The sequence below is a fragment of the Pseudomonas sp. FW305-70 genome (assembly GCF_058783925.1).
This window is the reverse complement of the sequence record NZ_JBYSYZ010000010.1, coordinates 24799-48811: the sequence shown is the minus strand read 5'-3', so window position 1 is coordinate 48811 and position 24013 is coordinate 24799. Positions and strand designations below refer to the sequence as shown.

Here is a 24013-nt window from a genome sequence, read left to right as displayed (position 1 = left end):
CGCCTTCTCCTCGTGTGTTTGCTTGCGACCGCAATCAGCTGTTCATTACACCGCCGCCATTGACGCCCAGAATCTGCCCGGTCATGAAACTGGCCTGCTCCGAGGCCAGGAAGATCACCGCGGCGGCAATTTCTTGCGCCGTTCCCAGGCGCAGCATCGGGTAACGCAGCGCTTCTTCGCGAATATAAGCCTCGCCCAGGCGTTCGACCATCGGCGTCAACGTACCCCCGGGAGCAACCCCGTTTACCCGTATACCATGGGCCGCCAACTCTCGCGCCAACGACTTGGTCAACGCAATGATTCCACCTTTTGCAGCCGAGTAATGGCAGAGATTGGCACACCCGAGCTGCCCAAGGTCAGAGGCAATATTGACGATGGCGCCGCTGCCCTGGCGGGTCATCAGGGCCGCCGCCGGCTTGCAGAAAAGGAACGCCCCATAGAGATGAACACGGATCATCCGATCCCAGGCCTCGACACTGAGTTCGCTCAGCGGCGCCTCCTGCAGGAACCCCGCGTTGTTGACCAGCACATCCAGGCGTTGCAGCCCGGCAAATGCACGTTCAGCTGTTGCGGGGGCCGAGACATCACCCAGCGCAAGACGCACCTCCACGCCCCGCGCCTGCAGCTCATCGGCCAAGGTCAGCAGCGCCGGGCTTTCCTGCAAATCATTGAGAACGGCAAGACTGCCTTGCTCGCCAAGAGCTAGCGCGACCGCACGGCCGATGCCTTGGGCAGCACCGGTTACCAGATAGGTTTTCATGAATCACCCCGGCCTTCAGGCCATTAGTAAGGATGCTGTTCCAGCCACTGCGCATACATGGCAATGCCTTCATGCAGGTCGAACCGGGGGCGGTAGCCCAGTTGGTCGCCCGCCGCCGAAATGTCGAAGCGCGCATTTTCATCCAGCACGTTCAACGTACCGGGGCCGATGCTGAGTTGGGCATTGGGGTAGAACTTGCGAACCTGGGCCGCGACTGCCCGGTAGCTGTCCTGCTCGCCGGCCGTCACATTGAACACCCGTTGTTGCAACCGCTCTTCCTGAACAGTGGCCGCCAGTACACAAGCGTGGGCGACATCCACGACATGCACGTACTGAAAGCGGTAATCGCCGCCCTCCTCCTCATGCCACGGCTCGTTATCGATCGCGCTTCTGAGCATGCTCTTGAGGTAGCACTGCATGAACTGGCCAGGACCATAGATCCAACCCGGCCGCAAAGACACCACGCTGACCTGGTACAGGTCGCTGTAAACCTGACCGAGCTTTTCGGTGAACACTTTGGTACAGCCATACGGCGTGGTCGGTTCAAGGGGCGCGCGCTCATCGACCACATCCATTTCCCGGTTGGGACCGTAGGCGCATTCGGAACTGAGGTTGACCACCCGAGAAATACCGCTGAGCCGGGCGCACTCAAACACATGGGTGGTGCCCAGTGCATTGGTCAACACCGTTTGCAGGGGAATACGCCGAGAGTCCACCGGATGCGAGATCGCCGCGGTATGAACGATCGCGTTGACCGGACGGCTGCGGCAGCTCTCCAGCAAACTCGCCAGGTCAGCCAGGTCACCTTGTACGTAACGATACGCAGCGTGTTCGATGGCGCACACCAGACTGCGGTCGTAGCCCACCACTTCGTTACCCTGAGCCAGTAACTGACGCACCACTTCCTGGCCAAGAAATCCGTTGGCCCCGGTTACCAGTATGTTCATGATCCGTCCTCAGTAAGGATGCAACGGCAGTGTCAAATCGCCTGCCTGCCAGCGTGAGTACACATCGTCAGGCGTGCAGATCCAGACATCGTCATAGTGTTGAATCTGTTGGATCAGCCGCTCCAGCATCGCAATGCGTGACGCGCGGCCGATCAATTGCGGGTGCATGGTCAGGATGAAATGGCTGCCGTAGTGACGCATTCCTTCCAGTTCCGCCGACCAGAGTCGAAAGACCTTTTCCGGGTCTTCGATCACACTGCCCACCGCAGGTTCTGCCGAATAGGCGAACTGCTCCCAGTCGTCCAGCAACCAACTGACGGGCAGCTCCAGCAGGCTCTTTTCGGTGCTACCGACGCGGTACGGCCGGTCATCGCCCATCAAGCTGCTATCGCTGTGAAAGCCCAGGGCAATGAGTGAGTCAACGACGTCCGGTGTCAGCTCCCACAACGGTGCGCGGTAATGGTTGACCGGCCGATCGATGGTGGCTTCGAGCAGCGCCTTGGAGTCTTTGAGAATCTGCAGATTCTGCTCGGGCGTCTGTTCATCGGTACGCTCATGGAAGTAACCGTGGCAACCAATCCCGTGGCCGGCAGCGGCAATGCTGCGGACCACCTCGGGGTCGATCTCGACTACCCGAGCGGGAATATAGAACTGCGCCCGTACACCGTAGCGGGCCAGCAACTCCAACAGCCGCGGCACCCCGACACGACGTCCGTAGGCGCCCATCGACAGCAGCGAGAGCCGGCGCCCGTCGAGGCTGGAAGGTTCCCAGGCGCTTTCTGCATCCAGGTCAAAACTCAAGGTCACGGCAAAGCGTTTGTTTTCAGGCCAGGCAGTCATCCATTCGATTCCTTCTACGAGCGACGCTTGATTGAGTCGGCGAGAATGCACAGCAACTCAAACATCATGGTCGCGCCCACCAGCGCCGTGGCCCCGCCCACATCAAAGGGCGGCGACACTTCCACCACATCGGCACCGACCAGGTTCAGGCCCTGCAGGCCCCGTATAAGTTGCTGCGCCTGCAGCGTGGTGATGCCACCGATCTCGGGGGTGCCGGTGCCCGGGGCAAACGCCGGGTCCAGGACATCGACATCGAAGGTCACGTAGGTCGGTTCGTCGCCCACGATGCGTCGCGCCTCGGCAATCGTCGCGGCAACGCCGATGTCGGCGAACTCCTCCATATGGATCACCCGGATACCGCAGTCCTTGGCGAAGTCTTCGTCTTCTGCCGAATAGATCGAACCGCGAATACCAATCTGTACTGTGCGCTTGGGGTCCAGCAGCCCCTCCTCGATCGCACGGCGAAAAGGTGTGCCATGGGTGTAGAGGTTGTCGCCGAAGTAACGGTCATTGGTGTCGGAGTGGGCATCGAAATGGACCATGCCGATAGGCCGGTCCCGGGCAATGGCGCGAAAGATCGGCAACGTCACCAGATGATCGCCACCGACGGACAACGGCACCGTGCCGACCTCATGGACCTGCCGATAGAACGCTTCAATTCGCTTGAGGGAATCGAGCAGATCAATTGGGTTGACCGGCGCGTCACCCAGGTCGCCGACCCGCACCAGATCATAGGGTGCGATATGACTGACATGGTGAACCTTGCGCATCATGCTCGACTGGTTGCGCACCTCCCGCGGACCATGCCGGGCGCCCGCGCGGTTGGTGGTGCCGCCATCCCAGGGGATACCCAGCAAGGCGATCTGGACGTCTGCAGGATCGTCGAATATCGGCAGGCGCATAAAGCTAGGCATGCCTGCAAAACGGGGGATGACGGCGGCGTCCAGAGGTTGCGGAAAGTCATTGGCCATCAAGATTACTCCTGGGTATCAGTAGATGAATTGACGATAAAAAAGGGATGTTCAGGACGTATCACGCCTTCGCCGGCATCACACCGGCACCTCTACGGCGGCGTTTACCCGAGAGCACGATCAGCGCACCACTCACCAGGGACAGCGCGCCCAAATACCAGGCGGTATAGAGGTCGTCCGGGGAGACCGGGTTGGCGCCCGCGGTGTAACCGATGTAGGCGAGTACAAAGAGCGCCAGCAATGCGGGGATCGACAGCAGTGTTGCGGTGCGTGCCTTGTGTTGTTTCCAGGTCATGACCATGAAGGCTGCCAACGCTGAGATGTAGGACATCACCAGGGTGATAGTGACCACGTCGTAATACCAAACGATCTTGTCCAGCGGTTTCCACCAGAGCAAGGCAATGCCGGCGAGCGACACCAGCCCCAGGGTGAACCACGGTGCCTTGAAACGGTTGACAGCGCTAAACGCACCCGGCAGATGCCCCTCCTCGCTCATCCGATACAGCGTGCGCGCCGATGAATTGGAAGAAATCTGCAAGCCGGCGCACGCCGAAGTAATCACTACGAACAGCGCCAGCCAGGCCATGGCCGGTGGCAGGTAGACATTGGCGACAGCGGCGATCGGCCCGCCGTTGCCGTTTTCAACAATGGCAGCCAACTGCTCCACCGGAACCGCGTATTGCCAGCCGATGGCCGCCAGGCTGTAAATCACGAAGGCCGAGGTCAGCACGATCAACAGTGAACGCTGCACGGTGCGAACCGGTACGCGTGCCTCTTCGATGTAGTTAATGGCCGAATCGAAGTTCGCCAGCATCCACACACCAAACAGCACGCCCGGGCCAATCGCCGCCAGACCACCGGCGCCTTGCAGCGAATACATCGAGGCAAACGACAGGTTCTCGACCTGGGGATGGATCAACCCCATGAAACCGAGCCCGGCGACCACGGCGATTTCGAAAACCAGAAAGGTACTGGCGAGCTTCGCTGTCACACCGACACCACGTACCGACACCGCAAAGAAGGTCACGATCAACAACGTACCGATGATCTTCGCGTTGAGTTCGCCAGCGAGAGAAGGAATCAGCGCCTGAATGTACTCGGAGCCAATCAACGCACACATCGGCGTGACGGCGATGCAGGCAACGGCATAGGTCCAGCCCAGGATGCAGCCAATATCCGGATGTAGGAAACGCGAACAAAAGGTAAAAATGCCCCCTGCCGATGGTGCCTGACGTGTCAGCGAAACCATGCACACGGCCAGCACCAACATGGGAAAGAAAAACGCAATCAGGATCGCCAGCGGTGCCTGGTGACCAGAGATCGAATAGAGGATCGACATCGAAGAAGCGGCCACCCAGGCCGGCGCGTTGAACCCCAACGCGGAAAAACTGACGTCCTTGGTGTTGAGCTTTCCTTTGTTGAGCGCAGTGTCGAGCTCGCTGATTGCACCGTGACGGTCGTAACCGAAAAGTTCGTAGAGTTTCATGATTGTTCCCAGGCTCGTTTTTTATTGGCAGGTAGCGAAAACGCTTCTTGTAGGACAGAGCTCTTGAGCAACACCCGATCATTGCCGGGTGTTATCGCCCACTCAAGATAGGGGGATGGCTGCGAGGCACCAATTACCAAAGACGAAAGCTGACTTGCACAAAACCGCACGGATGCCGGACGCCGGCAGGATTTATGGACAAAAAAAAGCCGAAGACCTTAAAGGCTTCGGCTATTTTTATCGGTCTATTGTGATTTCAAGGGTTCGAAGGTACTCGGGCACTACTCGCCACCCCGTCCAGCGGACCTTGATTGACCTGCAGTTGCCCCTTTGGCGCGCGCAATGTCCACAGCAGGCAAACACCCACCAACCCCGCTGCCGACAGCGACAACATTCCAGCCCGGGGATCGGTGAACCAGACCTCCATATTGGCCTTGAGCATTGGTGCGACAAAGCCGCCGATGTTGCCCATGGAGCCAATCAGGGCAATACCACCGGCCGCGGCAACCCCGCCGAGGTAGCCGGTCGGCAGTGTCCAGAACAACGGTTGAACGGTCACGAAACCGGCGGCTGCGAAACAGAAAGCCAGCAGTACCGGTGCAAAACTGTTGAGCAAGGCTGAGGCCGCAATGCCCAGCGCAGCCATGCCCAGCATGCACATGGCCATCTTGAGATGAGCCCCATGCCGGTCGGCATAACGCGTCACAAAGTACATGGCGATGGCAGCGCACAGCCATGGTAATGAAATGAACATGCCCACCTCCAAGCCGACCTTGGTCCCCAGCAGCTCCGCGATGCGCGTCGGCAAGTAGAAGATGACCCCGTACACACTGACCTGAACGCTGAAGTAGATCAGGATGAACTTCAACACCCGCTTGTTGCGCATCAGACCCAGCAGGTTGGTCGGGCCATGGGCCAGCTTGAGCTTGTCTTCAACCTCGATCTCCTGGCTCAGGGCCGCTTTCTCTTCGCGGGTGAGCCAAGGGGCGTCCTGTGGTTTGCTCTTGAGGTAGAACAGCGCAATGATCCCCACGACGACCGCCGCCAGGCCTTCCACCAGGAACATCCACTGCCAGTTGGTCAGGTTGAATATCCCATGCATTTCCAACAACCAGCCCGACAACGGGCTGCCTAACATCAAGGCCATTGGCAGGCCAAAATAGTAGATACCGATGGCCTGGCCGCGACGCTGGGCCGGGAACCAGTAGGTCAGGTACAGGATGACACCCGGTGAAAAGCCCGCTTCGGCCACGCCGAGCAAAAAGCGAAGCACGTAAAACGTTGTTTCATCCCGGGTGAACATCATGGCGGCGGACACCAGCCCCCAGGTGATCATGATCCGGCTGAGCCAGACTCTCGCACCGACGCGGTGCAACATCAGATTACTCGGCACTTCGAAGATGGCATAACCGATAAAGAAAATACCCGCACCCAGGGCGAAGGCCGCATTGCTTAAGCCGATATCGGTCTGCAGTGCCGCCTTGGCGAAACCGACGTTGGAGCGATCGATCATTGCCAGGGCAAACATTAAAGCGAGGAACGGCAACAGCTTCCATCGACACTTGGCAATGGCGCTCTCGATGGCTGCCGCATGATCCGGTCTTGTCGTGTTTTTGGTCATCATTTGTGTGCCTTATTATTATTGTCCAGCGACCACTGTTTTTATCCGCCAGGAACCTCTGGCAGGCAAATCAGTGGAGTGATTTACCTGCCACCAGACCGCGAGCGGCCAGGTTGCCCATCAATGCACGCAGGCCAAACGTCCAGGGTGTGGCTTCATTGCTGTAGGTGACGCGATTGTGAAGCGTGCCCAACAACGGGCTCCCGATGCTAACGCTATCGCCCGGCTTGTGAGTGAAGCCACTGCCCGGCTCTTCACGGTCTTGTGTCGGGGCGAACAGCGTGCCGAGGAACAGCATGAAGCCGTCCGGGTACTGGTGATCGCTGCCCACAGTCTGCGCGACCAACTCAAGCGGGTCGCGACTGATCTGCTTCATCGAACTGCTGCCGCGCATGATAAAACCGTCTTCACCCTCAACGACCAGGTCGACCACGCAGCGGCGCACATCATCCAGAGAAAAGCCTTCGTCGAACAGGCGAATAAACGGGCCGATCGCACATGACGCATTGTTGTCCTTGGCTTTGCTCAACAGCAAAGCGCTGCGGCCTTCGAAGTCGCGCAGATTGACGTCGTTGCCCAAGGTTACGCCTTGTATCCGGCCACGGCTGTTTACCGCCAGGACTATTTCCGGCTCAGGGTTGTTCCATTTCGATTTGGGATGAATACCCACCTCATTACCACTGCCGACGGAAGCGAGAACGGGGGCCTTGGTGAATATCTCGGCATCAGGGCCGATACCGACTTCCAGGTATTGTGACCAAAGCCCCTGCTCGATCAACAAGGCCTTTAGCCGGGCGGCTTCGGTTGAACCCGGTTTGATCGAACTCAGGTTGTCGCCAATAGCCGCTTTGACGAGGCTGCGTACACTTTCGGCCTTGACTGCATCACCACCCGCCTGCTCTTCAATCACGCGTTCAATCATGCTGGCAGCGAATGTCACACCGGCAGCCTTGATCACTTGCAGGTCAGCCGGCGGCAACAGAAAAGCCTTGGCAGGATCGGACCCTGGCCCCGTATTGGCCAACAATGCCTCAAGACTCCCGATGTATTCACCGCGAGTGCTACGAACAGCCTCAAGCGGGGAAGCGCTTTCCAGTAGATCACTCAATGTCGGGAACACCTGCGACAAATCAAACACCCCGTCGGCGCGCAGCACTACCGGCGAGGGGCCAGCGGCCTCCCCAGGCACCCAGGCACGACCGATCAGAGTGCCTTCCAGCCCATCGATCGGCAGGGTGTTTTTACAGGTCAATTTCAGATGCGGCATATATAGGTCCAGGTCAATTCGATGACGACACGGCAAAACTAGTGGACTTGCTTGATAAATCCCAATGACATATTTTCAGTGATTGATATCGTTTCGTTATCAAGCAGATCGAGCCCCTTTATGGAAAACGACGAGATTTCATTCTCCAGCGTGAGCAAATGGCTGAAGATCAAGCATTTGATATTGGTCGACACTTTGGCCAAGACCCGCAACATGCACACCACTGCCGAACTGATGAATCTGACACAGCCAGCCATCAGCAAGATGTTGCGCGACGTCGAGCTGTTACTCGGTTTTGCGTTGTTCGAACGGCAAACCCGCAGCATGGCCCTGACCGAACTTGGCGAGTTCGTGGTCCGTTATGCCCGGATGACGCTCGACGACACGCAGTCATTTGTCGATCAACTCAATAAATTGCGCAAAGGTGGACATGGTCATTTGAAGGTCGGCGCGATTTTCGCCGCGACCTCGGTCGTGCTGCCCGAGGCGATCACCCGGATCAAATTGGACCGCCCCATGCTGTCCATCGAAGTGATCGAGCAAACCAGCAATCAACTGCTGGAAATGCTTGAACACAAGAAGCTCGATTTGATCATTGCCCGCTTCACGGATGAGCGGTATCAGCAACCGTTCGACTTCCGTGCACTCGGACCTGAACCCTTTTGTCTGGTGGTCAACAGTCGCCATCCCCTCGCGCAGTTCGACGAAGTGGCTACCGAGCAGCTGAGCGACTGGCCCTGGGTGATGTACCCCTTCAATGCCCCCATACGGCGCCGGATGGAAAGCGCCTTCACTGAATTCAACATGCGCACGCCCACTAACACCGTCGAAACCATCTCGATGCCCACCTTCCTGCAACTCCTGCAATCGGGGCCGATGCTCGCGATGTTGCCCGAATCCATGGTGCAGTCGCAGGTTCAGAGTGGCTTGCTTAAAGTGCTCAACACGCCGTTCAAGGTCGAGCCTCAGGACTACGGCATCATCACGCGCAAGGACGAACCACTGACCGAAGCGGCCCGCGAATTCGCCGACACCTTGCTGGAATTCGCCAGGCTGCGACGGGAAACTGCCGATCACTGAGGAGTTTTTTTGTCATTAACGGTAAATAAGATGAGAAAAAGTTATCGATCAATCCAAAGGTCTCATTAGGCAGCAGCATCCGGGGGCTCTTATAGTGCAGCAACAAAGGTATGGCGCGGCCTGTTGGCCAGCGACCTCCCACGCTTGATAGCCAGAGAGTTTCCGATGGAATTGATCATGAAAACCGGTGCAGCCGCCGTCCTGCGCCTCAATCCTCTGGACGATGTATTGATCGCCCGTCGGCCGTTGATACCGGGTGAAGTCCTTGAACAGGAAGGCGTGACCGTACGCCAGCCAGTACCCGCCGGTCACAAGATCGCCGTACGTCGCATTGATGCAGGCCAGGCCCTTCGTCGCTATGGGCAGATCATCGGTTTTTCCACCGAGGTTATCGAGGCTGGTGACCACGTGCATGTGCACAACCTGACCATGGGCGATTTTGCCCGTGATTATGCGTTCAGCCTCGATGTGAAACCCGACAAGCCGTTGAACAGCGAGCCTGTGTTCATGGGGATCGTACGCCCGGACGGTCGCGTGGCTACCCGAAACTACATCGGCATCCTGACCTCTGTGAATTGCTCGGCCACTGTCGCCCGCGCCATAGCCGACCACTTCCGACGGGACATTAACCCTGGCGCATTGCTGGCATACCCCAACGTCGATGGCGTGGTCGCCCTAACCCACTCCGCCGGTTGCGCCGTAGACCCCACCGGCGAAGGCCTGGCGTTGCTGCGCCGTACATTGGCGGGCTACGCGACCCATGCCAACTTCGCCGCTGTGCTGATGATCGGGCTGGGCTGCGAAACCAACCAGATCGAAGGGCTGCTCAGCACCCAGGGTCTGAGCCGCAGCGATACGCTGCGCACTTTCAGCATCCAGGACAGCGGCGGTACATCCAAAGCAGTCGCCAGCGGCATCGCTCAGGTCAAGGCGTTGCTTGAGGAAGCTAACCAGGTCAAACGTGAACCCGTCAGTGCCAGGCACCTGATCATTGGCCTGCAATGCGGTGGCTCGGATGGTTATTCCGGCATCACCGCCAACCCCGCGCTGGGTAATGCAGTGGACCGACTGGTCGCCTGTGGCGGTACGGCAATCCTTTCTGAAACGCCGGAAATTTATGGCGCCGAACACTTGCTGACCCGCCGGGCAGTCAACCGCGCAGTGGGCGAAAAACTCATTGCACGGATTCAATGGTGGGAGGCGTATTGCGAGCGCATGGGTGCAGAACTGAACAACAACCCTTCGGCCGGCAACAAGGTTGGAGGCTTGACCACCATCCTGGAGAAGTCACTGGGTGCGGTTGCTAAAGCAGGGTCCAGCAACCTGGTCGATGTTTATGAATATGCCCAGACAGTCAGCGCCAAAGGCCTGGTGTTCATGGACACCCCCGGCTATGACCCGGTATCGGCCACAGGCCAGGTCGCCGGTGGCGCCAATTTGATTGCCTTCACCACCGGACGTGGCTCGGCCTACGGTTGCGCCCCCTCCCCATCGATCAAACTGGCAACCAATACCGCGTTGTGGAACCGCCAACGCGAAGACATGGATATCAACTGCGGCGAGATCGCCGAAAACACCATGACCATCGAAGAATGCGGTGAAACCATCTTCAAACTCATGCTGCGCATCGCTTCGGGTGAACGCAGCATGAGCGAGCAGCACGGTTACGGGCAGAGCGAATTCGTGCCCTGGCAGATCGGCGCCGTCACCTGAATCCCTGCCCTCCTCCCCACTAGCCTTGAAATCCCCGCAAGGGGGATTCGAACATCCTTTTCTGGAGCCAGAAATGTCCACGATTATCGGCCACAACTACATCGGCGGTCAGCGCAGCGCTGCTGGCACTGTCATCGTCAACAGCGTTGATGCCAACACCGGCGATAACCTGCCATACAGTTTCCACCAGGCCACCCTCGAAGAAGTCGACGCCGCTGCCAATTTCGCGGCTGCCGCTTACCCGGCGTATCGCAGCCTGAGCGCCGAACGTCGCGCACAGTTTCTCGATGCCATTGCCGATGAGCTGGATGCATTGGGCGATGATTTTGTGGCACTGGTCAGCCGCGAAACCGCGCTGCCTGCCGCACGTATTCAAGGCGAGCGCGGTCGCACCAGCGGCCAGATGCGCCTATTCGCCAAGGTCCTTCGTCGCGGGGATTTCTACGGTGCGCGGATCGATCGGGCGTTACCGGACCGTTTACCGTTGCCGCGTCCGGACCTGCGCCAGTACCGCATCGGCCTTGGCCCGGTTGCGGTGTTTGGTGCAAGCAACTTTCCGTTAGCATTTTCCACGGCGGGGGGCGACACCGCATCGGCATTGGCCGCCGGTTGCCCAGTGGTGTTCAAAGCCCACAGTGGTCACATGGCCACTGCCGAGCTGGTCGCGGACGCGATCATCCGCGCCGCGGAAAAAACGGCGATGCCAGCCGGTGTATTCAACATGATCTACGGCGGCGGGGTCGGCGAAGCGCTGGTCAAGCATCCGGCGATTCAGGCGGTGGGATTCACCGGCTCGCTCAAGGGCGGTCGTGCGCTATGCGACATGGCTGCTGCGCGTCCACAACCCATCCCGGTGTTCGCCGAGATGTCGAGCATCAACCCGGTGATCGTGCTGCCCCAGGTGTTGCAAGCGCGGTCAGAGTCGGTCGCCCGTGACCTGACCGCTTCAGTGGTTCAGGGCTGCGGCCAGTTCTGCACCAACCCAGGTTTGGTGATCGGCATTCGCTCGCGGCAGTTCAGTGCGTTCATGCAGCAGGTCGCGGTTTTCATCGACGATCAGCCGGCGCAAACCATGCTCAATGCCGGGACCTTGAGCAGCTATGGTAACGGCTTGCAGAAGCTCCTCGCGCATCCCGGCATCGCGCACTTGGCTGGCACTGCGCAACAGGGCAGTCAGGCCCAGCCGCAACTGTTCAAGGCCGATGTCAGCTTGTTGATCAATGGCGATGAAGTGCTGCAGGAAGAAGTGTTCGGACCGACTACAGTGTTCGTCGAGGTCGCAAATCAGGCGCAACTCCGTGCTGCGTTGAACGGCCTGCACGGGCAACTGACGGCGACCATCATTGGCGAGCCGGAGGACTTCGAACAGTTCGGCGAACTCACGCCGCTGCTGGAGCAAAAGGTCGGACGGATCCTGCTCAATGGCTATCCGACCGGCGTCGAGGTCTGTGATTCGATGGTCCACGGCGGACCGTATCCGGCGACGTCCGATGCGCGCGGTACGTCGGTGGGCACCTTGGCGATTGATCGCTTCCTGAGGCCGGTTTGCTTTCAGAACTACCCCGACAGCCTGTTGCCCGACGCCTTGAAAGCTGCCAATCCCCTCGGCATCTGTCGCCTGGTAAATGGCGTGGCCACCCGCGAAGCTCAGTAACACTCGCGGTTTTTTCCACGAGGAGCCGGTCGATGGCTCCTCGTTTCAAGGGTGTAGTTGAACCCTAGCGCTAAACATCCCACATCATCAAACTTTCCTTCCCAAACACCACTGTTACCTTCACAAAATAACGCTTTATCCAGGACTGAACTCCTGCCAGGTCAGCACTGCTGACTGCCTTGATGCGCAAGTGATGGCGTGTTGAAATAGTGTCATGCCTGCAATAACAATAGAGTGAATCCGTCTCAGACGTTCCCGGCTTGTTTGACAATCCAATCAACGAACAACTGCACTTCGGGAGCAGCGCCGCGCTCTTCATTACAAATGCAAAAGTAATCCATCTCCGCTGGAACCTTGAGTGGGAAAGGTTGCACAAGTGTTCCCTCACGCAGATCCCGCGATGAGTTGATTTCGTCACTCAGTGCCACCCCAAATCCGTCTCTGGCAGCTTGTAGTGCCATTCCGAAATCCTCCATGTGCACATCCGCATCTCCAGGATAGGGTGTACGTGCGTCAACCAACCAACGACGCCATTGCGAGCCATCATCCTCGTGAAGTAGCCGGTGATGAATAAGGTCTGCAGGTTGCTTCAGTGCATTCGTACCGCAACCTGCGGGAACGCTATTTTTAACGTCCTTGCCCAGCCATCATCCACTGTGTGAGCGCGCCAGGCTCATCCTGGTCGACCTGGCAAACGTACCCCACATCCTTGCTCACCGTCGACGAAGCCGAACAAAATACCCGACGCTATTGGAAACAGGCCAGGCAATCGCCCAATGTGCGTGCGCACCGGCTCGGTGGAAGCCGTGCGTAGTATGGTGGTCAACGGCAGTGGAGTGGCAATCCTTTCCGACATGGTCCACCGCCTTTAATCCCTACTACAGTTCGTGATTATTTCCACTATGCCTTTCTTGCACCACAACAGTTTTCGTTACAGCGCTGATAGTTCAGATCCGAAAACTGCCCACCAACTGTTTCAAGCGAGCCGCCTGCTGTTCCAGATCGGAACAGGCTCGCAGGGTTGCATGAAGGTTCTCCACGCCATCCTGATTCAGGGAGTTGATTTCTCTAATGTCCCTATTGATCGACTCAACCACGGCGGTTTGTTCTTCCGTGGCGGTGGCAACCGATTGGTTCATGCCATCGATCTCCCCGATCCGCAGGGTCACACTGTTCAAGCGCTCGCCGGCCAGGTTGGCGATCTCCACGCTTTCCAGGCTGTGACGCTGACTCTGACTCATTGTGCTGACCGACTCGCGGGCGCCGACTTGCAGTTCTTCGATCATCGTCTGTACCTGTTGCGCCGATTCTTGGGTGCGATGGGCCAGGTTGCGCACTTCATCGGCAACTACCGCAAAACCGCGCCCTGCCTCACCGGCACGGGCGGCTTCAATGGCAGCGTTGAGCGCCAGCAGGTTGGTTTGCTGGGAGATGCTGGTGATCACCTCCAGGATCTGCCCGATGTTCACTGTTTTACTGTTGAGGCTCTCGATATTACCGCTCGAGGTGCCGAGCATCCCGGATAACGTGTTCATTGCCTGGATGGTTCTTTCAACGACCTGTTGACCCTCTTCGGCCAGGCCACGGGCATCGCTGGCCTGGTGCGAGGCCTGGGCGGCGTTGTAGGCAATTTCCTCGGCGGCGGCACCGAGCTGGTTGATAGCGGCCGCCACGCTGTTACTCCGACTGGACTGCTCGTCAGAGTTGAGCATCGACGAATTGGAAGCGCTGACCACCCGCTGGGCCACTTCGTTGACCTGTTCTGTGGCCGAGGACACCTCACGGATCGAACCATGAATCCGTTCGACAAAGCGGTTGAACGCCGTGCCGAGCATGCCGAATTCGTCTTGGGAGTAGATGCTCAGTCGTTTGGTCAGATCGCCCTCTCCTTCGGCAATGTCCTGCATCGCCCGGGTCATCACTTGCAATGGTTGCATCAGGAGCCGGATCAGCAGACTGAGTAACGCGACAATAATCAGCACGGCGATAACCGTAGCGATCAGGGCTGAAGCTCGAAACTCGCTGAGCATCGAATACGCCTTGTCCTTGTCAATGGACAAACCGATGTACCAGTTCAGTGACGGCAAGCCCTTGATCGGTGCAAACGTGACGATGCGGGTTTTTCCATCAACGAGAACTTCACTGATATCTCCACTGATGCGCAGGGTATTTTGCGGATAGACATCTGTGAGCGTTTTCATCACCAGCGTTTTGTCCGGGTGGACCAGAATCTTGCCGTCGGCGCTGACAAGAAAGGCATAACCCATACCGTTGAAATCCAGGGCATTGATACTGTCGGCAATGGCCTGCAGGCCCAGATCACCGCCAGCGACGCCCTGGGTCTGCCCGGCCTTGCTGATTGCGTTGACGACGGTGATCACCAGGTTGCCGGTCGTGGCATCGATATAAGGTTCGGTGACGGTCGGGCCGCTGCTGTTGACCGCATCCTTGTACCAGGGGCGGGCACGAGGGTCGTAGCCTTCCGGCATCCTGGCGTCTGGATAGGTGATGAACTTACCGTCCTTATCTCCCACGTAGGTGGCGATAAAGGTCGACGCCAAGGCTTGTTGCTTCAGCAGCAGCGTAATGTTTTCCGCAGACGGATTGATCGCCACCGACTGTGAAAGGTTCTCCATCAATAACACCCTGCCGTAAAGCCAGTTGGCAATATTGCTCGCAGTGATCCCCCCCATTTCGTGCAGATAACTGTCCAGGTCCTTACGAATGGCGCTGCGCTGCAGATAGTCGTTGTAGACCGTGAATAACCCAAATGCGGCAATGACAATCAGAGAGACGGCCAGCAGGATCTTGTGGCTGAACTTCAGGCTATTACTCATGCTTAATCTGCAGCCTGCATCGGATACAGCACCAGCGAGCCATCGGCATGACTGCTCCACCAGTTGTCAGGGAAAATCGAGTCGGGTGTATGGGGGAATGCACTGTCCTGGGCAACCAGCGCTTCTACCCCTTGCTCGCGTAATACCGCTACATAGCCATCAAACTCTTCGAGGGCCCGAGCTTGCGCCTGATCCTGAGGCAATGAGCACTTCTGAAAACGATTGTTCGCGGCGGTATCAACGTTAAAGGAGAAGCGCGAAGGTCGAATCATCAACACGGTAGTAGTTGTTTGCATGGGAGCCTTTCAAGAAAAGGAAGTGAGTGCGGTTATTCTCCTTCCTCCCCTGCCGCCGACTCGGCTGTTATCCCACTGGCACTCGACTCAGAATGTTGAAAGCTTTAACTCGGCAGCCGATTCCGCTTTTGCTGAAATGGGCGCTCAACACCGAGACTCATCAAATGAAAATCACTGGTGAGATGAAACAGCCCCTCGGTCGTTTAATCCCGTTTTACAGCGTCATCCGCTGCGCGAGCGGCAGAACACCACATAAACAAACGACGCCTTTGCATAAAAATTCCATGGCTGTTCGCTCAATGCCTGATGGACCTGGCTGATGCCAAATCCACGCCAGCATGGGGCCATTCCTCATCCACTATGGAAGACTCGATATGCCACGTTTCATGCTCAGTACGCTGACGCTCGCCCTGGCCTTGACGGCAATGATGCCGGTGGTCAATGCCGCCCCTTTACTCGATCCAACCCCTGAACATCCTCGCGTCGACAATCTATCAGGCCAGGCCAATACCTGGCTGGAGATTGATCAGGCCGCCTTCGAAGGAAACATCACCAAGCTTCAGCAACGGCTGGCGGGTAAAAGCCAGATGTGTGCCGTGATGAAAGCCGACGCTTATGGAAATGGCATTGGTTTGCTGATCCCTTCCGCCATCCGGATGGGGATCACCTGTATCGGCGTGGCGAGCAACGAGGAGGCGCGTGTTGCACGGGAAAAAGGCTTCAAGGGGCGCCTGATGCGTTTGCGCAGCGCTACCGTTGAAGAAGTCGAGAATGCACTGCGTTACAACATCGAAGAACTGGTCGGCAACCTGGAGGTTGCACGTCAGCTCAATGAACTGACCACCCGAAAAGGCGTGAAGCTGCCTGTTCACCTGGCGCTGAACTCGGCGGGCATGGGCCGCAACGGTCTGGAAATGAGCACGACTGCAGGTCGACAACAGGCGGTTGATCTGACCCGACTGGATCATTTGAACATCGTCGGAATCATGACCCACTTCCCGGTCGAAGAACGAGAAGATGTCCTTCAGGGACTCGCCAAATTCAAGGAGCAGTCCGGATGGCTGATTGAACACGCCAAACTGGACCGCAGCCGGATCACCCTGCACTGCGCCAATACCTTCACCACCCTTGAGGTGCCGGAAGGTTGGTTGGACATGGTTCGCCCGGGGGCTGCGCTCTATGGCTACCCAGTGGGTGGGCATAACGAATTCCAGCGGGTGATGCAGTTCAAATCGCGGGTCGCGGCGGTCAACGCCTACCCGGCAGGCAGTACGATCAGCTACGACCGCACCTTTACCCTGAGCAAAGACTCATTGATCGCCAACATCCCGGCCGGCTACTCCGATGGGTATCGACGAGCATTCTCCAACAAGGCTTCAGTGCTGATCCGCGGCCAACGCGCGCCGGTGATCGGCAAGGTCACCATGAACACCCTGATGGTCGACGTCAGTGGTATCAAGGGCGTGCAGGCGGGAGATGAGGTGGTTTTGTATGGCAAACAAGGCGATGAAGAGATTACCCAGACAGAACTTGAGACCATCAACGGCGCGTTGTTGGCGGACCTGTATACGATCTGGGGCAACTCCAATCCGAAAGTCTTGAAGTCTAAATAAGGAGAAAAAAAGAAGGTGCGCAGACTAAACGCTGCGCCCCTGTGGGACCGAGCCTGCTCGCGATGGACGTTAACGATAACGCGTGTTTTCTGAATAAACGCGCAGTCCTCGAGTCCATCGTCGGAACGCCGCCCGAAGCTAACGAGTGTCGACCGGCTGCTCCTACACCTCAAAGTGGTCCTTCAGGTACTCAGCCGCTTCATCCGATGCTTGCTTGAGATGCGTTGTCATCAACGCAACGGCCGCCTCCACGTCTTTTGCCCGGTACGCCGCGAGGATCGCACGGTGCTCGTCCTGGCTATCAATCCCTGCGGATCGCAACTGCATATAGATGTGCGTATAGCGCTGCGCAATGGTGTGCGCACGGGTGATCATATTTTCCAGGTGTTTCATTTGCGCAGGTGCATAAAGCGCCGTATGCAGTGAAAGGTTCCATTGACTGCTCAGGAGAGGATCCTGAACCTTCTCGAACTCATCGATGATGCGCTCGACAGCATCAAGTTGCTCGGGTGTCGAGAGCGGTACCGAATGGCGGACGGCCAACGGCTCTAGAACCGCCCGTAATTCAAAGCACTCGTTCATTTCATGCAGGGAGGGCTGCGTCACCATGAAGCCACGGTTTGGCAGGAACTGGACCAGTCCCTGACCTTCAAGCTCACGTAACGCTTCGCGAACCGGCACCTTGCTGGTGTTGAGTTCTGTTGCGATCAGGTCCTGACGCAAAGGTTCGCTACCGGAAAGCGCGCCGGTGACGATGGCTTCCCTGATGACGGCCGCAACAAATTGCGGTGCCGACACACGTGCCAGCGGAATCAGACCTGCAATGTATTTCAGTGGTGATTGGTTAGACATATGACACTAAGTGGCCAGGAGCGATTTAAAGGCGTGTCTGGGTTTGGCAGATACGAGTAACAACATCGTTGTGCACGACGGTATACGATTATACGAAAACGAACAAGGACGGCATCCGCAGCCTAGTCCCCTCGAACTGCAGTCCTGCCCCTCTTCCCACTCATCTGAAATATGAGCCTGATTCATCGCTTTGTTGTTGTCGTTGGCGAACCAATAATCGTATACTTTCTACAGTAGGAAGAGACTGATGCGTCCTGGTCAGCCGTTTGCGATCAGGTCCTCGTCCCTCTTGCGCCATCTGCAACCACATCAGGACAACCACCGTGATCAACATAAAAAATGTTTCCAAGTGGTACGGTAACTTTCAGGTACTGAGCGACTGCTCTACCGCAATACAAAAGAGTGAAGTCGTCGTGGTGTGCGGCCCTTCCGGTTCTGGCAAATCAACGCTGATCAAAACGGTAAATGCACTGGAGCCTTTCCAGAAAGGCGAAATTGTCGTCGACGGTATCAGCCTCTCGGACCCGAAAACCAACCTGCCCAAGCTGCGCAGCCGGGTCGGCATGGTGTTTCAGCACTTCGAGTTGTTTCCACACCTGTCCGTGACGCAAAACCTGACGCTCGCCCAGATGAAGGTGCTTGGCCGTGGCCAGGACGAGGCGCTCAAACGGGGTCTGAAAATGCTCGATCGTGTTGGCCTGAGCGCCCACAAGGACAAGTTCCCAGGGCAGCTCTCAGGTGGTCAGCAGCAGCGTGTGGCAATTGCTCGTGCCTTATCGATGGACCCGATTGTGATGCTGTTTGACGAACCTACCTCCGCCCTGGACCCGGAAATGGTCGGAGAGGTTCTAGACGTCATGATCAAGCTCGCAAACGAGGGCATGACCATGATGTGTGTCACCCACGAAATGGGCTTTGCCAGGAAGGTCAGTGACCGCGTGATTTTCATGGACGCGGGGAAAATCATTGAAGACTGCAAAAAAGAAGAGTTCTTTGGCAGCCCCGAAGCACGCTCCCCGCGTGCCAAGGACTTCCTCTCGAAGATCCTGCAACATTGATCACGCGAAGTCGCCAAGGGGGCCTCACCAACGCAACTCAAAGGTGTTTTGCGCGCCTGGCTGGATGCTGGTGCCCAAGCGTGCGCACTCGCGGGAAAGGGTGTCGTGCAGCCATTGACGGTCATCCCCTTCAGCGCGACAGAGGCGAAAGCGACACAGCCGGGTGGGTATCAAGTCCAGCGACTGCAGGTGCCCGCCCGCGTCCAGCGAGGCAAAGTATAGAAACCCCAGGTCGCCGCGAAAGGCTGTGTAGCCCTCGATGCCTTCGTAATCGTTCAGAAGATCACCGCAGCCATAGAGAATCAGGTGTTCGCGGTATACCTCGATGCCTTTGACGTGGTGCGAGGAATGCCCGTGCACCACGTCAACTCCGGCCTCGTCGATCAAGGCATGGGCGAACCGGACTTGCTCGCGTGGGATATCGAACCCCCAGTTGCCGCCCCAGTGAATGGAGGCGACCACCAGATCCCGCGTTTTTTTGCCCTCGAGAGTCCGTTTGGCCACATTGCGCAGGCTTTGCCTCGACAGATCCTCCAGCCGCGCGACGCCCGCGCCCTGATCCGTGGCGGCCCAGTCCGACGCAATGCCGCTGTCGGGTGCGCCGAGACCAAACACCAGCACGCGCCGCCCGCCAGGCTGCAGCAACACGGCGGGCGCTTCGGCAGATTGCCGGTTGTGCCCGGCGCCGGCGCTGCACATACCATTGCTGGCCAGGGTCTCCAGCGTATCGGCCAGGCCGGCTGCCCCCCAGTCCAGCACATGGTTGTTGGCCAGCACGCAGCAGTCGATGCCGGCTGCGCTGATGGCAGGGAAGTTCTCCGGGCTCATGCGGTAATTGATGCCCTTTGGCTCCGGTCGTCCGCGGCGGGACACCGCAGTTTCAAGATTAATGATGCGTGCGTGTGGCTGGCGAAGTTCTAACTCATCCAGCGCAGTGCCCCAGACATAGGTGAAATCGACCGGGCGGGGAATCGGGCCATTGACTCGTTCTGCCAGCCGGACGTAATCGCCAGCATTCTTGACGTAAGCTTCGTAAAGCCGCGGGTCGCCAGGATGCGGCAGTACTGCGTCAATGCCGCGGGCAGTCATGACGTCGCCGCAGAGAAACAGCTTAAGCGTATCGGTAACAGCTGCCATGGCACCCTCCCGAATATAAGCCGGGGGATGTTTCCATCCCCCGGCTTATTATTACGCTGAAATAGGCAGAACGACTTCTGAACCTCTACTCAGTTGTTCATCATATGCAACTGATAAAGCTCATTGGCAATGGCGATATCCTCCAACCCCAGTCCGATTGAGCGAAAAAAGGTATGGCGCTCGGGATCGGGAAGTCGGGCGACCCCCGTCATCAGCTCGGGCAAATCCCCGCAAATACTCTCGGGTAGCCAGCCATGCTGGTCTTTTGCCAAGCGCATTTCCCCTGCGCTGTCGGGCGTTGTAGCCCGGTAATCGCAATAGACGCTCATGTTCAGCAGGGATTCAGGAGGTACTTCGTGTGCCAGTGGGGCATTGGTACAAATGGAAGTGATCAGCGCAGGCTTTTTCAGCACTGCAGGGTCAAGCACCGTATGACCGGCCGAGGTGCACAGCAGGATGACATCCGCATCATCAACGGCACTGGCCAGTTCGGTATGAATGCTGACGCGCGGATCGAGGTCCCGGAGTGCCTGCTGCTCGGACACTGGTAGAGCGTCAATGTTGGGTGCGTACAATCTGATATCCCCCCACTCGCGCAATGCTGAAACATGCCGGACATGCGCTTGACCCAGCCGCCCTACTCCCACTACGGCCAGTTTGCTGACCTGCGCGGGCGCAAGTAAGTCGACGGCGAGCGCTGTCGTGCCTGCTGTTCGCTCAGCCGTCAATTGCCCCGAATCACAGAGCAAGCGAGGTTGACCGTCATCCATCGACATCATCAACGTCCAGGCCGTCACCAGGGCCCCTTCCGGACGCGGGATATAGGGTGAGAGCTTTGCACCAAAGACCCGCTCCTCGGCAAGCGTTCCAAGGTAGCTGATAAAGTTGCCTTGCCCGTCGGGAAACGGATTGCGCAGTTGCGGAGGTTGCACAGCCTTTTCCTGTCCCAACGCCAGGAACATACGACGCATTGCGGACAACACATCAATCCGACCGATCAGTTTGGCCACTTGAGTTGAATCAAGTACGGCAATGTCATTATTCATCGAATACATTCCTTCATCGAGCATCTGACAGAAAACCTTAAACGTCGAAACAACTCAATTCGAGTTCATGGGAAAGATTATTAAAACAACTAGTTAATTAGCTTGCAGCGACCAAGAGAACTGTTAGTTCTTACAAAATACACCCCGCCACATCCGTTTTCTAATGATGGGCGACGACATCGATTTCAATATCAAACGGAAACGGCCATGGCTTGACTGCAACGAATGACCGGACAGGTGGGTTTTCAGGGAAGTACTCGCGATACACGGCGTTCACCTCATCCATCATCGATGGATCGGTCACGAAGATCGTGGTTTTCACGACGTTATCAAGGCAGGACCCTGCCGATTCAAGAACAACTTTCATCACCTGCAATACAGCGTGAGTCTGTTCAGCAATCGTGCCTCGAACAATATTCCCGGTCAGCGGATCGAGTGGCGGCAGGCCACAGGTATAAAGCATCGAACCCGAGCGAATCAGCAAAGAGGTCGGTGTATTCAAACGCCTGAGCGCGTCAGATAAAAACGGTACTTCGATTATTTCTTTCATGGAGGCATCCATTATTGATACAGGCGGGCCCTACGCTCACGTTCAATCGACGCGACGTAGTGTTGGATATACATGCAGATAACGAAGTAGATGACACCGACAAACAGATAGAGCTCCTTGTAGAACCCTTGCCAGTTTTCGTCATAAAGGCTTGATCTTGCCGATCCAAGCAAATCGAAAAGACCGATGATCATCAACAGCGAACTGTTCTTGACGAACGCGATGGCGATGTTGGCAATCGGTTGCAGCGAGTGGGCGATGACTTGCGGCAAGATCACGTAGGCATGACTGCCCCAATAGCCGAACCCCAAACTTGCCGACGCTTGGCGCTGACCGACTGGAAGTGCTTGCAGGGCACCGCGCAAGGCTTCGGAAAAGTAAGCGGCGGTAAACAGCGAGAGACCGATACCTGCCCGAAAAAGCTTGTCGAAAATAAGCTCGTCCGGAAGTATCAACGGAATGATGGCAAAGGTCATGAAGACAATGGTGATCGCCGGAACACTGCGAATCAGATCCACATAAAGCCGGCATGGAACAGAGACAAGCGGCATCTGCGACCGACAACCCAACGCCAGCAGTACACCCAGAGGGAACGCGCAAACAAGGCCGGCAATGCTGATCAGCAGGGTGATCGGCAGTCCACCCCAACGCGCACGATCCACTGACTCAAGACCGAACAGTCCGCCACTCATCAATAGATAGCCAATCAACGCGGCCAGTACCCACAGCACAATGGCTGTTGTGTGATGACGGACCCGAAACAAACACCAGAGCGCAACCGCCGCGATCAGTGCAACGAAGGTGATCGGACGCCAAAGCGACTCGGGAGGATAGGCCCCGAACAGGATGAGATTGAGCTTGGTGCCGATGAACGCCCAGCAAGCGCCTCCGTTCTGGTGGCATTGCGCGGCATCGCCGCTGAAGGTTGCATCAAGCAACAACCATTTGAAGATACCAGGGCCAACCAAAACGACGCCCCAAAGAAAAAGTGCGCCGAGCACAATCCGGGTTGGCATGCCCGAACCCAGGCCTTTCAGGCGCTGGATTAGCGTCAAGGGTGCGGGAATCGACACTTGGGCACCATTATTCAGATCACCAGACATAATGTTTCTCCCAAAGACCGATTACCCGCGTCGTAATAATGTTTACCGTGACGTAAACCAGCATGAAAATGCTGATCAATTCGATGGCCTGCCCCGTTTGATTCATGGCGGTATTTCCCGCCGAGACCAGTTCCGGGTATCCCACGGCAACACCGAGCGAACTGTTTTTCATCAGGTTCAGCAGTTCACTGACCACCGCTGGCATCGCGATCCGGAACGCTTGTGGCATCACGATGTAACGCAGCACGCCAAAGTGCGTCAGGCCCAGCGCATAACCGGCTGCAATCTGTCCCTGGGCAATGGACTGCACGGCCCCACGGATCGCTTCGGCTATGTAAGTGCCCGTGTACACCGAGAGCCCGATGAACATACTCATGAACTCGGGAGAAAAGTGCCCGCCGCCGCCGATTGAAAACTTGCTTGCCTTGGGCCACTCAAAAGTCATTTGCCCGGACCACAGGGCATAGGCCGTGGACACAAAAGCAATCAGGCTCAGGAGTATCAGTAAGGCACCCGGATTTTTCAGTGCGCTGCCACCAGTCCTCACGCTTCTCAAGATCAACGCCACGGCGGTGCAAAAGATCGCGACGATCGCCATCAATGCGAAGGGGGTCGGCCACGGAAAATTGATCCCGCGATTACTGATGAACACACCCGGTACCGGTTCCAAAGCCTCCCGGACTACCGGTAAACCGTAAGTAAAAACAGCGAACCAGAAGAACAACTGCAGCAGCAGCGGCGTATTGCGGATCGTCGAGACATACACTTTGGCAATTCGTCTGGCCAGGCCAAATTTGGACAACTGAGCCAGCGCCGCCAATACCCCGATCAACACGGAGAACACAATGGCGCAGAGCGCCACTTTCAACGTGTTCGAAAACCCCGCGAGCAAGGCGTACGCATATGACTTGTCACCGCTGAAAGCAATCATGCTTTCACTGAGGTCGAAGCCGGCGCGAGTCCACAGAAAGCTGAACCCGGTATTGATCCCTTTCTGTGTCAGGCGCTCGTTGATCACGTGCCCGAAATACCAAACCGCAATCACGACAGCCGTGAGTACTACAAGCTGGACCAACACCGTGACAGCCCGGTGTTGGTGTTTAACTGCGCCATCTCTTGCCGACATGACCTTCACCTCTCGTTTCTGATTCGCCATCTATGCGGCGTTTGAGCCATTCACAT

20 protein-coding genes and 2 pseudogenes are annotated in these 24013 nt (G+C 57.2%); 6 read left to right on the top strand and 16 right to left on the bottom strand.

The features are described 5' to 3' along the window. Positions 1-34: 34 nt before the first annotated feature. From AC3WN7_RS10200 to AC3WN7_RS10170, 7 genes are all read right to left on the bottom strand, one after another. Positions 35-760, bottom strand: a complete 726-nt coding sequence (locus AC3WN7_RS10200) for an SDR family NAD(P)-dependent oxidoreductase (protein ID WP_102674097.1) — start codon at positions 758-760, stop codon at positions 35-37. Between the two features lie 23 nt (positions 761-783). Continuing rightward, positions 784-1707, bottom strand: a complete 924-nt coding sequence (locus AC3WN7_RS10195; RefSeq protein ID WP_102674098.1) for an NAD-dependent epimerase/dehydratase family protein — start codon at positions 1705-1707, stop codon at positions 784-786. A gap of 9 nt (positions 1708-1716) precedes the next feature. Then, the gene (locus tag AC3WN7_RS10190) at positions 1717-2547 is read right to left on the bottom strand and encodes a polysaccharide deacetylase family protein (RefSeq protein WP_095966151.1); all 831 of its coding nucleotides are present in this window, start codon (positions 2545-2547) and stop codon (positions 1717-1719) included. Between the two features lie 14 nt (positions 2548-2561). After that, on the bottom strand, positions 2562-3518 hold the full coding sequence (speB, locus tag AC3WN7_RS10185; RefSeq protein WP_095966152.1) for an agmatinase: 957 nt from the start codon (positions 3516-3518) through the stop codon (positions 2562-2564). A gap of 61 nt (positions 3519-3579) precedes the next feature. Continuing rightward, positions 3580-5004 (bottom strand): APC family permease, encoded by a 1425-nt coding sequence (locus AC3WN7_RS10180; protein ID WP_095966153.1) that lies wholly within the window; start codon positions 5002-5004, stop codon positions 3580-3582. Between the two features lie 256 nt (positions 5005-5260). Continuing rightward, a complete protein-coding gene (locus AC3WN7_RS10175) occupies positions 5261-6628 on the bottom strand; it encodes an MFS transporter (protein WP_256585658.1) in 1368 nt (455 codons plus the stop codon). 67 nt (positions 6629-6695) lie between these two features. Then, positions 6696-7892 (bottom strand): fumarylacetoacetate hydrolase family protein, encoded by a 1197-nt coding sequence (locus tag AC3WN7_RS10170; RefSeq protein WP_102674099.1) that lies wholly within the window; start codon positions 7890-7892, stop codon positions 6696-6698. Between the two features lie 120 nt (positions 7893-8012). Here AC3WN7_RS10170 and AC3WN7_RS10165 point away from each other — a divergent pair, with 120 nt between their 5' ends. From AC3WN7_RS10165 to AC3WN7_RS10155, 3 genes are all read left to right on the top strand, one after another. Next, complete coding sequence (locus AC3WN7_RS10165; protein ID WP_095966155.1) at positions 8013-8972, top strand: LysR family transcriptional regulator; 960 nt, start codon at positions 8013-8015, stop codon at positions 8970-8972. A 165-nt stretch (positions 8973-9137) separates the two neighbouring features. Then, a complete protein-coding gene (locus AC3WN7_RS10160; RefSeq protein ID WP_095966156.1) occupies positions 9138-10685 on the top strand; it encodes a UxaA family hydrolase in 1548 nt (515 codons plus the stop codon). Between the two features lie 73 nt (positions 10686-10758). Further along, positions 10759-12339 carry an aldehyde dehydrogenase (NADP(+)) gene (locus AC3WN7_RS10155; RefSeq protein WP_102674100.1) on the top strand — a complete coding sequence of 527 codons (1581 nt, stop codon included), beginning with the start codon at positions 10759-10761 and terminating at the stop codon, positions 12337-12339. A gap of 245 nt (positions 12340-12584) precedes the next feature. Here AC3WN7_RS10155 and AC3WN7_RS10150 read toward each other — a convergent pair whose 3' ends face one another. Further along, a complete protein-coding gene (locus AC3WN7_RS10150) occupies positions 12585-12932 on the bottom strand; it encodes a LysR substrate-binding domain-containing protein (protein WP_256585659.1) in 348 nt (115 codons plus the stop codon). 43 nt (positions 12933-12975) lie between these two features. Between AC3WN7_RS10150 and AC3WN7_RS10145 the strand changes: the two are divergent. Then, positions 12976-13282 (top strand): annotated as a pseudogene (locus AC3WN7_RS10145) (LysR substrate-binding domain-containing protein); the annotation flags it as partial. 4 nt (positions 13283-13286) lie between these two features. On the opposite strand, the gene AC3WN7_RS10140 reads toward AC3WN7_RS10145, so the two are convergent. Together AC3WN7_RS10140 and AC3WN7_RS10135 are read right to left on the bottom strand one after the other, a co-directional pair. After that, a complete protein-coding gene (locus tag AC3WN7_RS10140; protein WP_102674102.1) occupies positions 13287-15176 on the bottom strand; it encodes a methyl-accepting chemotaxis protein in 1890 nt (629 codons plus the stop codon). Between the two features lie 14 nt (positions 15177-15190). Further along, positions 15191-15472, bottom strand: a pseudogene (locus AC3WN7_RS10135) (arginine deiminase-related protein); the annotation flags it as partial. A 374-nt stretch (positions 15473-15846) separates the two neighbouring features. On the opposite strand from AC3WN7_RS10135, the gene alr reads away from it, so the two are divergent. Next, positions 15847-17085, top strand: a complete 1239-nt coding sequence (gene alr, locus AC3WN7_RS10130; RefSeq protein ID WP_102674103.1) for an alanine racemase — start codon at positions 15847-15849, stop codon at positions 17083-17085. Positions 17086-17247: 162 nt separating this feature from the next. On the opposite strand, the gene AC3WN7_RS10125 is transcribed toward alr, so the two are convergent. Then, the gene (locus AC3WN7_RS10125) at positions 17248-17937 is read right to left on the bottom strand and encodes a GntR family transcriptional regulator (protein ID WP_095966161.1); all 690 of its coding nucleotides are present in this window, start codon (positions 17935-17937) and stop codon (positions 17248-17250) included. A gap of 323 nt (positions 17938-18260) precedes the next feature. Between AC3WN7_RS10125 and AC3WN7_RS10120 the strand changes: the two genes are divergently transcribed. Continuing rightward, entirely contained in the window at positions 18261-18995 is a 735-nt protein-coding gene (locus AC3WN7_RS10120; protein WP_007994108.1) for an amino acid ABC transporter ATP-binding protein, read from the top strand. 24 nt (positions 18996-19019) lie between these two features. Here AC3WN7_RS10120 and AC3WN7_RS10115 read toward each other — a convergent pair whose 3' ends face one another. The 5 genes from AC3WN7_RS10115 to AC3WN7_RS10095 all read right to left on the bottom strand — a co-directional run bounded on the left by AC3WN7_RS10115 (position 19020) and on the right by AC3WN7_RS10095 (position 23957). Further along, entirely contained in the window at positions 19020-20132 is a 1113-nt protein-coding gene (locus tag AC3WN7_RS10115; protein WP_102674104.1) for a CapA family protein, read from the bottom strand. A gap of 89 nt (positions 20133-20221) precedes the next feature. After that, positions 20222-21178 (bottom strand): ornithine cyclodeaminase family protein, encoded by a 957-nt coding sequence (locus AC3WN7_RS10110; protein WP_095966163.1) that lies wholly within the window; start codon positions 21176-21178, stop codon positions 20222-20224. A gap of 160 nt (positions 21179-21338) precedes the next feature. Further along, positions 21339-21728 (bottom strand): RidA family protein, encoded by a 390-nt coding sequence (locus AC3WN7_RS10105; RefSeq protein ID WP_007991048.1) that lies wholly within the window; start codon positions 21726-21728, stop codon positions 21339-21341. A gap of 11 nt (positions 21729-21739) precedes the next feature. Further along, the gene (locus AC3WN7_RS10100; protein ID WP_102674105.1) at positions 21740-22831 is read right to left on the bottom strand and encodes an amino acid ABC transporter permease; all 1092 of its coding nucleotides are present in this window, start codon (positions 22829-22831) and stop codon (positions 21740-21742) included. Then, complete coding sequence (locus AC3WN7_RS10095) at positions 22821-23957, bottom strand: ABC transporter permease subunit (protein WP_102674116.1); 1137 nt, start codon at positions 23955-23957, stop codon at positions 22821-22823. Before AC3WN7_RS10095 ends, AC3WN7_RS10100 begins: the two co-directional genes overlap by 11 nt. Positions 23958-24013 lie beyond the last annotated feature (56 nt).